The organism is Enterobacter sp. UPMP2061 (assembly GCF_053709615.1).
In genome coordinates this window covers 38,760-55,044 of the sequence record NZ_JBSKJP010000011.1, presented here as the reverse complement: position 1 = coordinate 55,044, position 16,285 = coordinate 38,760, and the positions used below count along the sequence as shown (strand labels likewise).

At 56.4% G+C, this 16,285-nt stretch carries 16 protein-coding genes and 1 tRNA gene; 10 read left to right on the top strand and 7 right to left on the bottom strand.

Annotated elements, in window-relative coordinates:
• Window position 1 precedes the first annotated feature (1 nt).
• From ACWKXX_RS18145 to ACWKXX_RS18130, 4 genes are all read right to left on the bottom strand, one after another.
• Window positions 2-2,011: a protein-disulfide reductase DsbD family protein gene (locus tag ACWKXX_RS18145; protein WP_261666020.1), complete on the bottom strand. Its 2,010-nt coding sequence runs from the start codon at window positions 2,009-2,011 to the stop codon at window positions 2-4.
• A 48-nt stretch (window positions 2,012-2,059) separates the two neighbouring features.
• The gene (locus ACWKXX_RS18140) at window positions 2,060-2,419 is read right to left on the bottom strand and encodes a hypothetical protein (protein WP_003863427.1); all 360 of its coding nucleotides are present in this window, start codon (window positions 2,417-2,419) and stop codon (window positions 2,060-2,062) included.
• Between the two features lie 124 nt (window positions 2,420-2,543).
• Complete coding sequence (gene bglA / locus ACWKXX_RS18135) at window positions 2,544-3,977, bottom strand: 6-phospho-beta-glucosidase BglA (protein ID WP_023295383.1); 1,434 nt, start codon at window positions 3,975-3,977, stop codon at window positions 2,544-2,546.
• Window positions 3,978-4,093: 116 nt separating this feature from the next.
• Complete coding sequence (locus ACWKXX_RS18130) at window positions 4,094-4,825, bottom strand: MurR/RpiR family transcriptional regulator (protein WP_015571796.1); 732 nt, start codon at window positions 4,823-4,825, stop codon at window positions 4,094-4,096.
• A gap of 266 nt (window positions 4,826-5,091) precedes the next feature.
• Here ACWKXX_RS18130 and trhA point away from each other — a divergent pair, with 266 nt between their 5' ends.
• A complete protein-coding gene (trhA, locus tag ACWKXX_RS18125; protein WP_003863433.1) occupies window positions 5,092-5,751 on the top strand; it encodes a PAQR family membrane homeostasis protein TrhA in 660 nt (219 codons plus the stop codon).
• A gap of 111 nt (window positions 5,752-5,862) precedes the next feature.
• Here trhA and ygfZ read toward each other — a convergent pair whose 3' ends face one another.
• Window positions 5,863-6,843, bottom strand: a complete 981-nt coding sequence (gene ygfZ, locus ACWKXX_RS18120) for a tRNA-modifying protein YgfZ (protein ID WP_261666021.1) — start codon at window positions 6,841-6,843, stop codon at window positions 5,863-5,865.
• Window positions 6,844-7,137: 294 nt separating this feature from the next.
• On the opposite strand from ygfZ, the gene sdhE reads away from it, so the two are divergent.
• Window positions 7,138-7,404: an FAD assembly factor SdhE gene (gene sdhE / locus ACWKXX_RS18115; protein ID WP_003863437.1), complete on the top strand. Its 267-nt coding sequence runs from the start codon at window positions 7,138-7,140 to the stop codon at window positions 7,402-7,404.
• Window positions 7,385-7,795, top strand: a complete 411-nt coding sequence (locus ACWKXX_RS18110) for a protein YgfX (protein WP_017382887.1) — start codon at window positions 7,385-7,387, stop codon at window positions 7,793-7,795. The genes sdhE and ACWKXX_RS18110 overlap by 20 nt, the downstream gene beginning before the upstream one ends.
• A 1-nt stretch (window position 7,796) precedes the next feature.
• Here ACWKXX_RS18110 and fldB read toward each other — a convergent pair whose 3' ends face one another.
• Window positions 7,797-8,318 carry a flavodoxin FldB gene (gene fldB / locus ACWKXX_RS18105; RefSeq protein ID WP_015571793.1) on the bottom strand — a complete coding sequence of 174 codons (522 nt, stop codon included), beginning with the start codon at window positions 8,316-8,318 and terminating at the stop codon, window positions 7,797-7,799.
• Window positions 8,319-8,419: 101 nt separating this feature from the next.
• On the opposite strand from fldB, the gene xerD reads away from it, so the two are divergent.
• The 5 genes from xerD to lysS all read left to right on the top strand — a co-directional run bounded on the left by xerD (window position 8,420) and on the right by lysS (window position 14,513).
• Complete coding sequence (gene xerD, locus ACWKXX_RS18100; RefSeq protein WP_003863442.1) at window positions 8,420-9,316, top strand: site-specific tyrosine recombinase XerD; 897 nt, start codon at window positions 8,420-8,422, stop codon at window positions 9,314-9,316.
• A gap of 28 nt (window positions 9,317-9,344) precedes the next feature.
• Window positions 9,345-10,058, top strand: a complete 714-nt coding sequence (dsbC, locus tag ACWKXX_RS18095) for a bifunctional protein-disulfide isomerase/oxidoreductase DsbC (protein ID WP_023295380.1) — start codon at window positions 9,345-9,347, stop codon at window positions 10,056-10,058.
• 5 nt (window positions 10,059-10,063) lie between these two features.
• Window positions 10,064-11,797, top strand: a complete 1,734-nt coding sequence (recJ, locus tag ACWKXX_RS18090) for a single-stranded-DNA-specific exonuclease RecJ (protein WP_023304383.1) — start codon at window positions 10,064-10,066, stop codon at window positions 11,795-11,797.
• A 90-nt stretch (window positions 11,798-11,887) separates the two neighbouring features.
• A protein-coding gene (gene prfB / locus ACWKXX_RS18085; RefSeq protein ID WP_096147815.1) for a peptide chain release factor 2 occupies window positions 11,888-12,986 on the top strand; the annotation gives its coding sequence in 2 pieces (ribosomal slippage) (window positions 11,888-11,962 and window positions 11,964-12,986; 1,098 coding nt in all).
• Window positions 12,987-12,995: 9 nt separating this feature from the next.
• A complete protein-coding gene (lysS, locus tag ACWKXX_RS18080) occupies window positions 12,996-14,513 on the top strand; it encodes a lysine--tRNA ligase (RefSeq protein ID WP_003863452.1) in 1,518 nt (505 codons plus the stop codon).
• Between the two features lie 48 nt (window positions 14,514-14,561).
• Here lysS and idi read toward each other — a convergent pair whose 3' ends face one another.
• Window positions 14,562-15,104: an isopentenyl-diphosphate Delta-isomerase gene (idi, locus tag ACWKXX_RS18075; RefSeq protein ID WP_003863454.1), complete on the bottom strand. Its 543-nt coding sequence runs from the start codon at window positions 15,102-15,104 to the stop codon at window positions 14,562-14,564.
• 163 nt (window positions 15,105-15,267) lie between these two features.
• On the opposite strand from idi, the gene actS reads away from it, so the two are divergent.
• Together actS and ACWKXX_RS18065 are read left to right on the top strand one after the other, a co-directional pair.
• Complete coding sequence (gene actS / locus ACWKXX_RS18070; RefSeq protein ID WP_022651807.1) at window positions 15,268-16,008, top strand: amidase activator ActS; 741 nt, start codon at window positions 15,268-15,270, stop codon at window positions 16,006-16,008.
• An 80-nt stretch (window positions 16,009-16,088) separates the two neighbouring features.
• Window positions 16,089-16,162 (top strand) — tRNA-Gly (locus ACWKXX_RS18065).
• Window positions 16,163-16,285 lie beyond the last annotated feature (123 nt).

The window sequence follows — 16,285 nt, the reverse complement described above, 5'->3', positions numbered from 1 at the left end:
GTTATTTTCCTTTTGCATCGGACAGGGTGCTCAGCACCGCTTCGCGGCTTAACAACGCAGGCAGCACCTGGCCCTGCGGTAATCCCGGTCCGTAGATCTGGTTAAACGGCACGGCGGCGCTGCCGCGCGTGGTTAAGAACTGGCTGATGGTATCTGAGGGGCGGCTCCAGTCGCCGCGCAGGGCGACAACGTCCGGGGCGGAGAGCGCATCCTGCACGTCGTCGCGCAGCAGCACGTTGTATTTATTGGCTTTACAGGTCACGCACCAGTCGGCGGTCACGTCGACGAACACCCGTTTGTTCTCCGCCAGCGCGCGGGCAATGGCCTGCTCGCTGAGCGGCTGCCAGTGAATACGATCGCGGCGGGAACCCTCGCCGCCGGAACCGGATACAAACGCGACCGCCCCGGCCACCACTACAGCTAATACCCCGGCGCGCAGTGCCGTTTGCCAGCGGTAGCGCCAGGCGGTGACCAGCAGCAGCGTAAGGATCAGGAGCACGCCCAGCGTGATGACGGGCAGGCTGCCAATGTGCACCGTCAGCAGGCTCAGCAGCCACAGCGATGAGCCGAGCATCATCATCCCCAGCACTACGCGTACGACGTTCATCCAGCGTCCCGGACGCGGCAAGCGCTGGGCCAGCCCCGGCCAGGCCGCCACCAGCAGCCACGGCAGGCTCATACCGATACCCATCGCCAGGAAGATCCCCCACAGCAGGGGAAGCGGCGCCGCCAGCGCGACCGAGACCGCCGTCCCCAGGAACGGCGCGGTGCAGGGCGTCGCCAGCAACGTGGCAAACGCGCCCTGCCAGAAATGACCCGCAAGCCCGTTGCCGCCGCGCGTGGCAAGGAAGGTACTGGCGCCGGAAGGGAGACGGATTTCAAACAACCCCAGCAGGCTGGCGCTGAAAAGCACCATCACCAGCGTCATCGCGCCAATAAACCACGGGTTCTGGAACTGGATCCCCCAGCCGAGCGCCTGATTGCCTAAGCGTAAAACCGTCATCATCAGCGCCAGCGCGAGGAACGAGATCACGATCCCGGCTACCGACGCAAGAAACTGTCGGCGTACCTGACCCCGCGCCTGCCGTTCGGTTTGCATCAGCGTGCCCAGCTTCATGGCCAGCACGGGCAGTACGCAGGGCATGACGTTAAGGATCAGACCGCCCGCCAGCGCCATCAGCAGCACCCAGCCTAACGAGAGCGTCGGCGCGGCGTTCCCCGGCTGAATGCTCAGGCTGGACTCCTGCGCCTGGCCGCTATCGGCCAGAACCAGCGACAGGGTTTTGCCGCTGAGGTTGGGCGCGGCCTCGCCCCAGCTGTCCGTCACGGGCACGGTGGCGACCAGCGAATCACCGCGCACGGTGAGGGCCGGTTTGCCGAAATCAACATCATCCATACCGTCGATAAACAGGGACGGCGCCTGCCAGCCTGCGTCACGCTGCGCCGTTACGGTCAGCTTGCCGGGGGCATAGGTGGCGTTAAGCGTTGAGGTCAACCCGCCGCTGAGCGGAAGGGTGCCCATGGCCCGACTGAAATCGTAATCAAAACCGGCGCCTGCGGATGCTGTCATGTTCAGCGAAAACGGGTAGTCGGTAAGAATACAGACGTTGCTACAGGTGGAGAGCGTCAGCACGCCGCTCAGGATCTTCGGGACGTCGCCCCTCAGAGTGATGGGAAAGCTGACATCGCCGTGGTAGCCCTGCGTGGTGATGCCCGCGACGTCGAAACGCTGCGGCACAGGCCAGCGCCAGATCGCCTCGACGGGCTGATGCCATTTAATCGCGGGGGCGACGCCGCCTTCGCCCGGCGAGCGCCAGTAGGTTTTCCAGCCTTTTTGCAGGGCGACGTCCAGCAGCAGGCGGGTTTCGCCAGTGCTTTCGGGTTGCGCACGCAGCCTGACGCTGGCGTGCTGATTATCGGCGGCGCGCAGCCAGCCGCTGTCGGCACCCTGGCTGAGGGGCAGCCATAGCCAAAGCAGGCAGACCAGCAGTCGCCTGAATACAGTAAACATAAATTTTCTCCGTAAATGATGAATTAACCTGAAGTAACAGGCGAAGGCTCATTCACGGAAGACGCATAATCGCAGATGCACCCTTAACCGGGGCGGGGAGATAACGCGGGGAGGCCACTGCCGTTCGCGGCGCGGTGGACTGGCTGCCAGCAACGCCAGCAGCAGGGTGACGGCAATCAGGGCGCCTTCAAATAAAACAGGCGGGACCGACATCAGCGACTTGGCGCTAAGCTCACACGGGGTTACCGGTGCGTCGGTACTCTCCTGCCCCTGCTGGACAGACTGGCTCGTGGCGGTGACGTTCATGACAAGCGCGTGCATCCCGGCCATCCGCTGGGCGGTGCATATCAGCACCACCAGGCAGGCCAGGGCTACAAGCAGGATAGCGTTGCGTTGTCGCTTGATCATGTTCGCCTCAAATATTCAGGACGCCTATATTATCGGGCGAACATATTTTGGCAACGCAAAAGCTGTAAAGAAGTGTCTGGAAGATAAGCGGTTTGCCCTCTCCGCTTGCAGAGAGGGCGAGCCATTACAGCGTTTCGCCGTTGCTGGCAATGACGGTTTTATACCACTCAAAGCTCTTCTTACGGGAGCGGGACATGTCGCCGGTACCGTCGTCGTGCTTGTTGACGTAGATAAAGCCGTAGCGCTTACTGTACTGGCCGGTGGTGAAGGAGACGCAGTCGATGCAGCCCCACGGCGTGTAGCCCATCAGATCCACGCCATCCCAGGTCACCGCCTTCATCATCTCTTCCACGTGGGCGCGCAGGTAGTCGATGCGATAGTCATCGTTGATGCTGCCGTCCTCTTCCACGGTGTCGTAGGCGCCGAAACCATTTTCCACGATAAACAGCGGCTTCTGATAACGTTCGTACAGTTCACACAGCGAATAGCGCAGGCCTACCGGATCAATCTGCCAGCCCCAGTCGGACGCCTTGACGTGTGGGTTCGGCACGCTGCCCTCGAAGCCGGAAATGGCGTCACCGGTACCGCCTTCCGCTTTGACCGCGTTGGTCATGTAGTAGCTGAAACCTAAGTAATCGCAGGTGCCTTCACGCAGGATCTGCTCGTCGCCCGCTTCCATTTTGATGGAGAAGCCACGGCGTTCCCACTCGTTCAGCACGTAAGACGGGTAGTAGCCGCGCAGCTGCACGTCGGTGAAGACGTAGCGCTCGCGCATGGATTCCTGAGCGAACATGACATCTTCTGGCTTGCAGGAGTACGGATAGAGCGCCACCATCGCCAGCATGCAGCCGACTTTCATTTCCGGGTTAATGCGGCGTGCGGCTTTCACCGCCAGCGCGCTGGCCACGAACTGGTGGTGCAGCACCTGGTACATGGTCTCTTCCGGGTTGTCGTGCTCGGTATAGACCACGCCAGAGCAGCAGTAGCCGAACAGCGGCGCACGCCAGTTGCGCTGGTTGTTGATTTCGTTGAAGGTCATCCAGTATTTGACCTTATTTTTGTAGCGCTCAAATACCACTTCCGAGAAGCGCACAAAGAAATCGACCACTTTACGGTTGGTCCATCCGCCATATTCCTGAACGAGGTGCAGCGGCATTTCAAAGTGGGAGAGGGTGATAACCGGCTCGATGTTGTACTTCAGCAGTTCATCGAACATGTCGTCGTAAAACTTCAGCCCCTCTTCGTTTGGCTGAGTTTCGTCGCCTTTCGGGAAGATGCGCGTCCAGGCGATGGAGGTACGGAAACATTTGAAGCCCATCTCGGCAAACAGCTTAATGTCTTCTTTGTAATGGCCGTAAAAGTCGACGGCTTCGTGGTTCGGGTAATATTTGCCTTCAATCACTTCCTGCGTGATTTCTCGCGGAACGCCGTGTGCGCCGCCGGTGAGCACGTCGCAGATGCTTGGCCCTTTGCCGCCTTTGTTCCAGCCGCCTTCAACCTGGTGCGCCGCTACCGCGCCGCCCCATAAAAAATCTTTCGGTAAGGTGAGTTTTTTCATCTTTGCTATTCTCAATTCAGGACTTATTGATTTCGAGTCTAGCAAAGCGGAATTAAATGTCACGATATAACATTTTGCGGAAATTGTAATTTGTCACATCAAAAAAACAGGATGTTTTATTCTGTTAATTTCTTCGCCAGTTTCCGGCCTAATGATTCCAGAATATAGATGACGGGAATTTGCGTGGTGATATCGTAAACGCCGCCAATGCGCGTTTGCGGTACGTGCCAGGAGAGGTTAAAGTCCGCCAGCTTTGCGAGACGTGAATGTTCGTGGCTGGTGACTGAGAGCACCTTGCAGTGGTGCAGGCTGAACTGGCTGGCGAAGCGCAGGATCTCCTCGGTTTCGCCGGAGACGGAGAGTACAATAGCCAGCGCATTTTTAGCCATATCGTTAGTGACCGGGAAATAAGGATCGTCGATATGGTTGCTGAATTTCCCGATATTTGAAAAGAAACGTGCGCCATATTTTGCCAGCGATCCGGAGGTGCCCGCACCGACAAAAATAATTCGTTCAGATGATAAAATAATATCGACCGCGTTATCTAATAGCGCATCAAACTCTTCGTTATTTACGCTTTTAAAGAAGCTGATAATTTCACTGGCACCAAAATTCGCCTGCTGCGGCTCGTTCTGCTCCAGATAGAGTTTAAAGCGCACCCGAAATTCCGAGTAACCATCGCAGTTGAGCTTGCGGCAGAAGCGCAGGATAGTGGTAGTGGAAACGCCCGCCGCATCCGCCAGCTCGCGGATGGTCATGTACATCACTTTATCGCGGTTCTTAATGACATAGTTGTAGACCATCATTTCCAGATTGTTGAGGCTGGCAATGGCGGAATGGCTGAACATACTCACAATGGCTAAACTCGCTGTCGGACACTATTCCTGAAGCATACCATGATGACGAAGGGCGGGAGACGGATTTATCTCCTTGATTACTTAGATGTTAATGAAATCATTTACACCTGTGCGGTGGATTGTTTTTACATTATGCTGATTTATAAGGATAAATCTTGAATGTGGATTTATTTTAGCTAACAGGTGTTCACTGGAATCATTCTCAGTTAGCATAGACTGGCGATGAATAATCATCTTTTGTTTTCCCGGAGTTAAGTATGGTGAGCAGACCATTAATCGCACAGGGATATTCGCTGGCTGAGGAAGTAGCCAACAGTATAAGCCACGGCATTGGCCTGGTTTTTGGGATTGTCGGCTTAGTGTTATTGCTGGTACAGGCAGTGGATACCAACGCCAGCGCGATGGCCATTACCAGCTACAGTCTGTATGGCGGGAGTATGATCCTGCTTTTCCTGGCCTCAACGCTGTATCACGCTATTCCGCATCAACGGGCGAAGATATGGCTCAAGAAATTTGACCACTGCGCTATCTATCTTCTTATTGCGGGTACCTATACGCCGTTTTTGCTGGTGGGGCTCAACTCACCGCTGTCGCGTGGCCTGATGATTGTGATCTGGAGCCTGGCGCTGCTGGGGATCCTGTTTAAGCTGACCATTGCGCACCGGTTTAAAGTGTTGTCGCTGGTTACCTATCTGACAATGGGCTGGCTGTCGCTGATTGTGGTGTATCAGTTAGCCATTAAGCTGGCGGTGGGGGGCGTGACGCTTCTGGCGGTGGGCGGGGTGGTCTACTCGCTGGGCGTGATTTTCTACGTCTGCAAGCGTATCCCGTATAACCATGCCATCTGGCACGGCTTTGTGCTGGGCGGCAGCGTGTGCCACTTCCTGGCAATTTATCTGTATGTTGGGCAGGTGTAGTTTTTTTGTAAGGTGCGGTCTGATGCCCTCACCCCGACCCTCTCCCACAGGGAGAGGGAGAATATCAACACCGTAGGCCCGGTAAGCGCAGCGCCACCGGGCGATACAGCATCAATCTTCCAGAGAATACGGTAGCGGCTCAATGCTGAGCGTGTTTGCATCATCCCGCACGCGGAACACGCTGTCGGGCTCCATATCATTATTCATGACAACCTGCACCAGCAGGCGGCCATCATCGAGCTGGACGGCGGCTAACACGGTGCCGGTACGGCGCCAGTTTTCGCCCATCTTCATCTCAAGATCTTCACCCGCTTCCGGCACACGGCTGGCGTGACCAGCCAGCGTCCACAGGGCGCGTTTGTTCGCGCCGCGGAATTTCGCACGCGCCACCATTTCCTGACCGGTGTAGCAGCCCTTCTTAAAGCTGATACCACCCAGCGCCTGGATGTTTGTCGCCTGCGGGATAAACTGCGCGCTGTTTGCCGCGTCAATCACCGGCAGGCCCGCTTCGATGTTCAGCGCCAGCCACTGCTGGCTGTTGTTGAGCTGTGCTTCACCGCGCAGGGCGTCAGTGACGCGTTCCGCCGTTGCTTCGTCGGTTACCAGCAGGAAGCGCTCCGCCGGGTGTTCGAACCACAGAATGGAGGTCGCTCCCTCGCTGACCAGCTGTTTTTCAGCATCCGGCAGCTCGGCAAACAGGTTTTTCAGCGCTGCACGCGCCTGGAAACCCGCGACCCCCAGCAGAACGTGTTCATCGTCCGGGGCGATGGTGACTTTAGAAAAGACCGCGTATTTTTTCAGCTCTTTAAGCTGGGCGTCACGCAGGCTGCGGCGCTCAATAAAGGCGAATCCGTCCTGACGGCGGAACAGACGCAGGTTGCTCCACATTTTGCCTTTTGGATCGCAATGCGCGGCCAGCAGATGCTGGTGCTCAGTCAACTGCGCCACGTCCGCCGTGACCTGGCCTTGCAGGTATTTTTCACTGTCCGTACCAGTCAGTGTCGCCAGTGCCCAGTCATCAAGAGTAATCAGCGTCAGCGGCAGACGCGCAGAGGCGGCGGGCTGGCGAGGAGAAAATGGTGTAAATGCCATAGTGATGTCCTGAATTGCTTAACGCTTTGATAATACCTAATGGTAAAAGAGACTGTATTCAATGCAAGCGCTTTCAGCAGGCCATTCGTGCCATTACGCGGTTATGCGTGGCGCTACGCAAAATAGTGTAATCCGCTGTCTTTATAAGGATTATTCAGGGAGCCTGCTCGAGGTTCGCAATATTCCAGTAAAGAAACGGTCAAAAACACGTTACACTAGCAGGTGTTCCCGGAGAGCAATAATGAATACCAAGCGGGATACCGACTGTGCCAAACGTAATGCAGGAAACAGAACATGGATATTAACAACAAGGCCCGTATTCACTGGGCGTGCCGTCGCGGCATGCGTGAACTTGATATCTCCATCATGCCTTTCTTCGAGTATGAGTACGACAGCTTAAGCGATGACGATAAGCGCCTGTTTGTCCGTCTGCTTGAGTCTGACGATCCGGATTTATTCAACTGGCTGATGAATCACGGCAAGCCCGCCGACACCGAGTTGCAACGGATGGTGCAATTAATTCAAACACGGAATCAGGAACGTGGTCCTGTGGCAATCTGATCTTCGCGTCTCGTGGCGCTCACAGTGGATGTCCTTACTGCTCCACGGGCTGGTGGCGGCACTGGTGTTATTGGTGCCGTGGCCGCTTAGCTATACCCCTCTGTGGTTGCTATTGCTGTCGTTTGTGGTGTTTGACAGCGTGCGCAGCCAGCGTCGAATCAACGCCCGTCAGGGTGAAATTAAGTTGCTGATGGATTCTCGCCTGCGCTGGCAGGGAAAAGAGTGGGAGATGATGGGGACGCCGTGGATGCTTAACACCGGGATGATGCTACGGCTGCGTCGGGTCGAGGATAACCGTCGCCAGCACCTGTGGCTGGCCGCAGACAGTATGGATCCCGCGGAGTGGCGAGATCTGCGCCGGTTGATCGTGCAACAGCCGACGCAGGAGTAAATCAGCTGAACTGCTCGGCCATCTCACCCAGAATCTGCTCGCACCAGCTCTGGAGGCGCTCGTCGCTAAGATCGTACTGGTTGGTTTCATCCAGCGCGAGCCCGACAAACAGCTGACCGTCGGCAATAATCGGTTTTTGACTGGTGAACTCATAGCCTTCCGTAGGCCAGTAGCCGATAAAGGTCGCGCCCTTTGGCGCCAGTTTGTCGTGCAGCATGCCGAGTGCGTCAAGGAACCACTCCCCGTAGCCCAACTGGTCGCCCATGCCGTACATCGCAATGATTTTGCCTTCAAAATTGACTGAATCGAGCTGATCCCAGATGGCTTCCCAGTCTTCCTGAATCTCACCAAAGTCCCAGGTAGGGATACCCAGAATGAGCACATCGTACTGCTCCATCAAGGCAACCGCGTCATCTTTCAGGTTATGCAGCGTCACCAGTTCCGGGCCAATGATGTCACGAATTTTCTCCGCCGCCATTTCGGTGTAGCAGGTGCTGGAACCATAGAACAGACCAATATTCATCGCGTAACTATCTCAATTCTTGCTATGACTTTGCGCGTAGTGTACCAGAAACCGATGGCAATCAGGCATAATGGCCAGATTGCAGAACCAAAGGGGCTGATGTGGAAAAGGATCTCGCACTCATCGAACAGTTTCTCGACGCGCTGTGGCTGGAGAAAAACCTCGCTGAAAATACGCTCAGCGCCTATCGTCGGGATCTCACGCTGCTGGTCGAGTGGCTGGCGCATCGTGGGCTGACGCTTGAAAGCGCGCAAAGCGATGACCTGCAAGGGTTACTGGCCGAGCGGATGGAAGGGGGGTACAAAGCCACCAGCTCCGCACGTCTGCTGAGCGCCATGCGCCGCCTGTTCCAGCACCTGTACCGCGAGAAGATCCGCGCGGATGACCCCAGCGCACTGCTGGCATCGCCTAAACTGCCTCAGCGGCTGCCAAAAGATCTCAGCGAAGCACAAGTTGAGAGATTATTACAGTCGCCCGCAGTTGACCTTCCGCTGGAGTTACGCGATAAAGCCATGCTTGAACTATTGTATGCCACGGGCTTGCGCGTTTCCGAGCTGGTGGGCCTGACGATGAGCGATATCAGCCTGCGTCAGGGCGTGGTGCGCGTTATCGGTAAAGGGAACAAAGAACGGCTGGTGCCGCTGGGTGAAGAGGCGGTCTACTGGCTGGAGACGTATCTGGAACACGGGCGTCCGTGGCTGCTGAACGGCGTCTCCATAGATGTATTGTTCCCGAGCCAGCGCGCGCAGCAGATGACGCGACAAACGTTCTGGCATCGCATTAAACATTACGCCACACTGGCGGGTATTGACAGTGAGAAGCTGTCGCCGCACGTTTTGCGTCACGCCTTCGCGACGCATCTGTTAAACCACGGCGCTGATTTACGCGTGGTGCAGATGTTGCTTGGACACAGCGATCTTTCAACGACGCAAATATACACCCATGTCGCGACGGAACGCCTGCGGCAGCTACACCAACAGCACCACCCTCGCGCGTGAGTGCCGACGAATTGTTACAGGAACAAATATGAAAAAGTCTTTAGCGCTGCTCACCCTGCTGGCAGCTTCGATTTCCGGTATTGCCCATGCGGACGATGCCGCCATTAAACAGTCTCTGACGAAACTCGGCGTCGCCAGCAGCGAGATCCAGCCAGCGCCGGTGGCTGGCATGAAAACGGTGCTGACCAACAGCGGCGTGCTGTACGTGACCGAAGACGGCAAGCACATCATTCAGGGGCCTATGTACGACGTGAGTGGCGCGCAGCCGGTGAACGTCACTAACCAGCTGCTGATGAAAAACCTGAACGCGCTCGAAAAAGAGATGATTGTCTACAAAGCGGCGCAGGAAAAGCACGTTATTACCGTCTTCACCGACATCACCTGCGGCTACTGCCACAAGCTGCATGAAGAGATGAAAGACTACAACGCGCTGGGCATTACCGTGCGTTACCTGGCTTTCCCACGCGCCGGCGTGCAGAGCCAGCCTGAGCAGGATATGAAAGCGATCTGGTGTGCGAAAGACCGCAACAAGGCCTTTGATGACGCGATGAACGGCAAAGGCGTGAAGCCCGCGTCCTGCGATATCGACATCGCTAACCACTACGCGCTGGGCGTACAGTTTGGCGTGAGCGGTACGCCAGCCATTGTGCTGAGTAACGGCTACGTGGTACCGGGCTACCAGGGTCCAAAAGAGATGAAAGCGTTCCTCGACGAGCACCAGAAACAGATGGGTGGTAAATAATTCGCGTGAAAGCCCCGATAAAACTGCGCCGCCGCGATGCGGGTGAAACCGCGGATTTACCAGACACGCTTCCGCTGCTGTTAAAGCGGCTGTACGCCAGCCGTGGCGTGCGTACGGCAAGCGATCTTGAGCGCAGCGTCAAAGGCATGCTGCCCTGGCAAGCGCTGAGTGGCATCGAAAAAGCGACTGAAATGCTCTACGACGCGTTCCGGGAAGGCACGCGGATTGTCGTGGTGGGCGATTTCGATGCCGACGGCGCAACCAGTACCGCGCTGAGCGTGCTCAGCCTGCGTGCGCTGGGCTGCGAGAACGTGACTTACCTGGTGCCGAACCGGTTTGAAGACGGCTACGGCCTCAGCCCGGAAGTGGTCGATCAAGCCCACGCCCGTGGCGCACAGATGATCATGACCGTGGATAACGGGATCTCCTCTCATGCGGGGGTCGATCATGCCCATGCGTTGGGGATCCCCGTACTGGTCACCGATCACCACCTGCCAGGCGAAACTCTGCCTGCCGCCGAAGCCATCATTAACCCGAACCTGCGCGACTGCGATTTCCCGTCGAAATCGCTGGCCGGAGTAGGGGTGGCGTTTTATCTGATGCTGGCGTTACGCACGTTGCTGCGAGATAAGGGCTGGTTCGAATCGCGCGGAATTGCCGTGCCGAACCTCGCGGAGTATCTCGATCTGGTGGCGCTGGGAACCGTGGCGGACGTGGTGCCGCTCGATACCAATAACCGTATTCTCACCTGGCAGGGCTTAAGCCGCATTCGGGCAGGTAAATGCCGTCCGGGAATTAAGGCGCTGCTGGAAATTGCCAACCGCGATCCGCTGAAGCTTGCGGCAAGCGATTTAGGCTTTGCCCTCGGCCCGCGCCTGAACGCGGCGGGGCGGCTGGATGATATGTCGGTTGGCGTCGCGCTGCTGCTGTGCGACAACATCGGCGAAGCGCGCGTGCTGGCCAGTGAGCTGGACGCACTCAACCAGACCCGTAAAGAGATTGAGCAGGGGATGCAGGCCGAAGCGCTGACCCTGTGCGAAAAGCTGGAGCGCAGCGGCGATACCCTGCCGGGCGGGCTGGCGATGTATCACCCTGAATGGCACCAGGGCGTGGTGGGCATTCTGGCGTCGCGCATTAAAGAGCGTTTCCACCGCCCGGTGATTGCGTTCGCCCCCGCCGGGGACGGCACGCTGAAAGGCTCCGGTCGTTCCATTCAGGGTCTGCATATGCGCGATGCGCTGGAGCGTCTGGATACGCTGCATCCGAACCTGATGATTAAGTTCGGCGGTCACGCGATGGCGGCAGGCCTGTCGCTGGAAGAGGCGAAGTTCGACGAATTCCAGCGTCTGTTTGGCGAACTGGTCACCGAGTGGATCGATCCGGCTCTGTTGCAGGGTGAAGTGGTTTCTGACGGTGAGCTTTCACCGGCTGAAATGACCATGGAGGTGGCGCAGATGCTGCGCGATGCCGGCCCGTGGGGGCAGATGTTCCCGGAACCGCTTTTCGACGGACGTTTTCGTTTGCTGCAACAGCGCATCGTGGGCGAACGCCATCTCAAAGTGATGGTGGAACCGGTCGGCGGCGGACCGCTGCTCGATGGCATCGCCTTTAACGTTGATACCTCCATCTGGCCGGACAACGGCGTGCGCGAGGTTGAGCTGGCCTATAAGCTGGATATTAACGAGTTCCGCGGTAACCGCTCCCTTCAGATCATCATCGACAATATCTGGCCAATTTAGCGTCAGTAATCTCTATAAAAAAGGGCGTGGATTCGGTACAATCCCGCTCTTATCACCGCATTTTGACAAGCTCATAAAAGAAAACAGACCATGTTTGAAATTAATCCGGTAAAAAACCGCATTCAGGACCTCACGGAGCGCTCTGACGTTCTTAGGGGGTATCTTTGACTACGATGCCAAGAAAGAGCGTCTCGAAGAAGTAAACGCCGAGCTGGAACAGCCGGACGTCTGGAACGAACCTGAGCGCGCTCAGGCGCTGGGTAAAGAGCGTTCCTCCCTCGAAGCCATCGTAGATACGCTGGATCAAATGGCGCAGGGTCTGGAAGATGTTTCTGGGCTGCTGGAGCTGGCTGTCGAAGCCGACGACGAAGAAACCTTTAACGAAGCCGTGGCAGAGCTCGACGTGCTGGAAGAGAAGCTGGCGCAGCTGGAATTCCGTCGCATGTTCTCCGGCGAATACGATAGCGCTGACTGCTATCTCGATATTCAGGCAGGTTCTGGCGGTACCGAAGCGCAGGACTGGGCGAGCATGCTGATGCGCATGTACCTGCGCTGGGCGGAAGCGCGCGGTTTCAAAACCGAGATTATCGAAGAGTCCGAAGGTGAAGTGGCGGGTATCAAATCCGTCACCATCAAGATTATTGGCGATTACGCTTACGGCTGGCTGCGTACCGAGACCGGCGTTCACCGCCTGGTGCGTAAGAGCCCGTTCGATTCCGGCGGCCGTCGTCACACCTCCTTCAGCTCCGCGTTTGTCTACCCGGAAGTGGATGAAGATATCGATATCGACATCAACCCGGCGGACCTGCGTATCGACGTTTACCGCGCATCCGGCGCGGGTGGTCAGCACGTTAACCGTACGGAATCTGCGGTGCGTATTACCCACATTCCAACCGGGCTGGTAACACAGTGCCAGAACGACCGTTCCCAGCATAAGAACAAAGACCAGGCCATGAAGCAGATGAAAGCGAAGCTTTATGAGCTGGAGATGCAGAAGAAAAATGCTGAGAAGCAGGCGATGGAAGACAACAAGTCCGATATCGGCTGGGGCAGCCAGATCCGTTCTTACGTCCTTGATGACTCCCGCATCAAAGACCTGCGTACCGGGGTTGAAACCCGCAACACGCAGGCGGTGCTGGACGGCAGCCTGGACCAATTTATCGAAGCAAGTTTGAAAGCAGGGTTATGAGGAACCAACATGTCTGAACAACAAGCACAGGGCGCTGACGCGGTAGTCGATCTTAACAACGAACTGAAAACCCGCCGCGAGAAGCTGGCAGCGCTGCGTGAGCAGGGCGTGCCGTTCCCGAACGATTTTCGTCGTGACCACACCTCAGACCAACTGCACGCAGACTTCGACGGTAAAGAGAACGAAGAGCTGGAAGCGCTGAACGTTGAAGTGTCCGTGGCGGGCCGCATGATGACCCGTCGTATCATGGGTAAAGCGTCCTTCGTGACCTTACAGGACGTTGGCGGCCGCATTCAGCTGTACGTCTCTCGTGACGACCTGCCGGAAGGCATCTACAACGAGCAGTTCAAAAAGTGGGACCTGGGCGATATCCTGGGCGCGAAAGGTAAACTGTTCAAAACCAAGACCGGTGAACTGTCTATCCACTGCACCGAACTGCGTCTGCTGACCAAAGCCCTGCGCCCGCTGCCGGACAAGTTCCACGGTTTGCAGGATCAGGAAGCGCGCTATCGTCAGCGTTACCTGGATCTCATCTCTAACGATGAATCCCGTAAGACCTTCAAAATTCGCTCCCAGATCATGGCCGGTATTCGCCAGTTCATGGTTAACCGCGATTTTATGGAAGTAGAAACCCCGATGATGCAGGTGATCCCAGGCGGTGCCTCAGCCCGTCCGTTCATCACCCATCACAACGCCCTGGACCTGGACATGTACCTGCGTATCGCGCCGGAACTGTATCTGAAGCGTCTGGTGGTCGGCGGTTTCGACCGCGTGTTTGAGATCAACCGTAACTTCCGTAACGAAGGTATCTCCGTACGTCATAACCCAGAGTTCACCATGATGGAACTCTATATGGCGTATGCGGATTACAAAGATCTGATCGAGCTGACCGAATCCCTGTTCCGCACCCTGGCGCAGGACATTCTGGGCACCACCCAGGTGCCTTACGGTGAAGAGGTGTTCGACTTCGGCAAGCCGTTCGAAAAACTGACCATGCGCGAAGCGATCAAGAAATACCGTCCGGAAACCAACATGGCGGATCTGGATAACTTCGACTCTGCGAAAGCGATCGCTGAAAGCATCGGTATTAAGGTTGAGAAGAGCTGGGGCTTGGGCCGTATCGTGACCGAGATCTTCGAAGAAGTGGCCGAAGCGCACCTGATTCAGCCGACCTTCATCACCGAATACCCGGCGGAGGTGTCTCCCCTGGCGCGTCGTAATGACGAGAACCCGGAAATCACCGATCGCTTCGAATTCTTCATCGGTGGCCGCGAAATCGGTAACGGCTTTAGCGAGCTGAACGATGCAGAAGATCAGGCGCAGCGCTTCCAGGATCAGGTTAACGCGAAAGCGGCAGGCGACGACGAAGCGATGTTCTTCGACGAAGACTACGTGACCGCGCTGGAGCACGGTCTGCCGCCGACGGCTGGCCTGGGTATTGGTATCGACCGTATGGTGATGCTGTTCACCAACAGCCACACCATCCGCGACGTGATCCTGTTCCCGGCGATGCGTCCGGTGAAATAAGCCGTTAAGACGTAAAAAAAGCCCCGTGCGTTTATCGCCGGGGCTTTTTTATTGCGCCGCGAAGGCGCTGAGTTTTTCACGCGCGGTGTTCGCTTCCTGCACCATCCACGGGCTAAATGCCCACGGTGTGGCGTCCAGCGCGCGGAATAGCGCGTCCAGCTCCACCCACTGATACTCCATCACTTCATCGTCATTGATTGCGAGGGTATTCGTTACGCGGGCGGCATAGACCGGGCAGATTTCGTTTTCAACGATCCCTGACGGGTCGGCTTCACGGTAGCGGAACTCCGGGGCAATGGGGGTGATGTCTGTGATTTCGGCGCCGACTTCAAAGCGGCAGCGGCGGATAATCGCCTGCTCTGTCGCTTCGTCGGCCTGTGGATGGCCGCAAACGGAGTTGGTCCATACGCCGGGCCAGGCTTTTTTACTTAATGCGCGCCGGGTGATCAGACATTCTCCGTTAGCGTTAAACAGCCATGAAGAGAAGGCCAGGTGTAGCGGGGTGTGTGACGTGTGCGCGGCGTACTTCTCCTGAGTGCCAATCACCTTTCCCTGGTCATTTACCAAAATAACGTGTTCTTGAATACTCATTGATGCTCCAGTGCCAAAATGCTTAATGGTTCAGCACCACCAGCGGAATTATTATACTGCATTCTTATGCGAACGGTTTGGCCCACAGAGCGGAAAAGGGCATGACCCGCATCAGTTTGGGCTGCTATCATAGTGCGCCATTCACGCTGACCGAGGAGCTGTTTTGTTTGCAGGAAGCCTGACGAGAAACCCGATCATTGCCGTTTTCTGCCTGACGCTGACGCTACTTGTAGCAGGATGCTCGGGGAGTAAATCTTCGGATATGGGCAGTTATTCCGGTGCAGTCTATACCGTTAAGCGCGGGGACACGCTCTACCGCATCTCACGCGCCACGGGAACCAGCGTGAAGGAGCTGGCGCGCCTGAATAATATTTCTCCACCGTATACTATTGAGGTAGGGCAGAAGCTCAAGGTTAACGGCGGTTCCTCCTCAGGGAAAAAGTCCTCAACGCGTAAAACAGCCAAAGTCACGCCATCCTATCAGGTGCCTAAATCATCCTGGCCGCCGGTCGGTCAGCGCTGCTGGATCTGGCCTGCAAGCGGAAAAGTGGTTGCGCCGTACTCGCTCTCGGAAGGTGGCAATAAAGGTATTGATATCGCTGCCGCACGCGGCACACCGGTTTACGCTTCAGGGGCCGGGAAGGTGGTCTATGTCGGTAACCAGCTTCGTGGATACGGTAACCTGATCATGATTAAGCATGGTGAGGACTACATTACGGCGTATGCGCATAACGACACGATGCTGGTCAATAACGGCCAGAACGTGAAGGCGGGGCAGAAGATTGCGACCATGGGCAGTACCGGGACGGATACGGTGAAGCTGCACTTCCAGATCCGCTATAAGGCCACGGCCATCGATCCGCAGCGTTATCTTCCCGCGCAGGGCAGTAAGCCGAAGTGCTAAGTGATTATTTAATCGCCACTTAGTGGGGTAAAGGCTTGTATGAAGAGGCGTAAGGTCTATAATGCCTTACGCACCTCAAAGCGGGCGTAGTTCAATGGTAGAACGAGAGCTTCCCAAGCTCTATACGAGGGTTCGATTCCCTTCGCCCGCTCCAAACTCAAGTCTCCTGAAGTCTACCAAACTCAATTTTACTTTGATAAATCAGCAGTTATAGCATTCAATTAGTCTATTGAACTCAATTGTACTCTCCCTGGGTCAACCCTAATGTGGGGGTATA

What these genes read in the sequence shown, in the direction of transcription:
- idi (WP_003863454.1), bottom strand. Translation starts at nt 15,104, where the DNA reads ATGAGTATTCAAGAACACGTTATTTTGGTAAATGACCAGGGAAAGGTG.
- ACWKXX_RS18130 (WP_015571796.1), bottom strand. Translation starts at nt 4,825, where the DNA reads ATGTTCAGCCATTCCGCCATTGCCAGCCTCAACAATCTGGAAATGATG.
- lysS (WP_003863452.1), top strand. Translation starts at nt 12,996, where the DNA reads ATGTCTGAACAACAAGCACAGGGCGCTGACGCGGTAGTCGATCTTAAC.
- bglA (WP_023295383.1), bottom strand. Translation starts at nt 3,977, where the DNA reads ATGAAAAAACTCACCTTACCGAAAGATTTTTTATGGGGCGGCGCGGTA.
- ACWKXX_RS18140 (WP_003863427.1), bottom strand. Translation starts at nt 2,419, where the DNA reads ATGATCAAGCGACAACGCAACGCTATCCTGCTTGTAGCCCTGGCCTGC.
- ACWKXX_RS18145 (WP_261666020.1), bottom strand. Translation starts at nt 2,011, where the DNA reads ATGTTTACTGTATTCAGGCGACTGCTGGTCTGCCTGCTTTGGCTATGG.
- fldB (WP_015571793.1), bottom strand. Translation starts at nt 8,318, where the DNA reads ATGAATATTGGTCTGTTCTATGGTTCCAGCACCTGCTACACCGAAATG.
- trhA (WP_003863433.1), top strand. Translation starts at nt 5,092, where the DNA reads ATGGTGAGCAGACCATTAATCGCACAGGGATATTCGCTGGCTGAGGAA.
- ygfZ (WP_261666021.1), bottom strand. Translation starts at nt 6,843, where the DNA reads ATGGCATTTACACCATTTTCTCCTCGCCAGCCCGCCGCCTCTGCGCGT.
- sdhE (WP_003863437.1), top strand. Translation starts at nt 7,138, where the DNA reads ATGGATATTAACAACAAGGCCCGTATTCACTGGGCGTGCCGTCGCGGC.
- dsbC (WP_023295380.1), top strand. Translation starts at nt 9,345, where the DNA reads ATGAAAAAGTCTTTAGCGCTGCTCACCCTGCTGGCAGCTTCGATTTCC.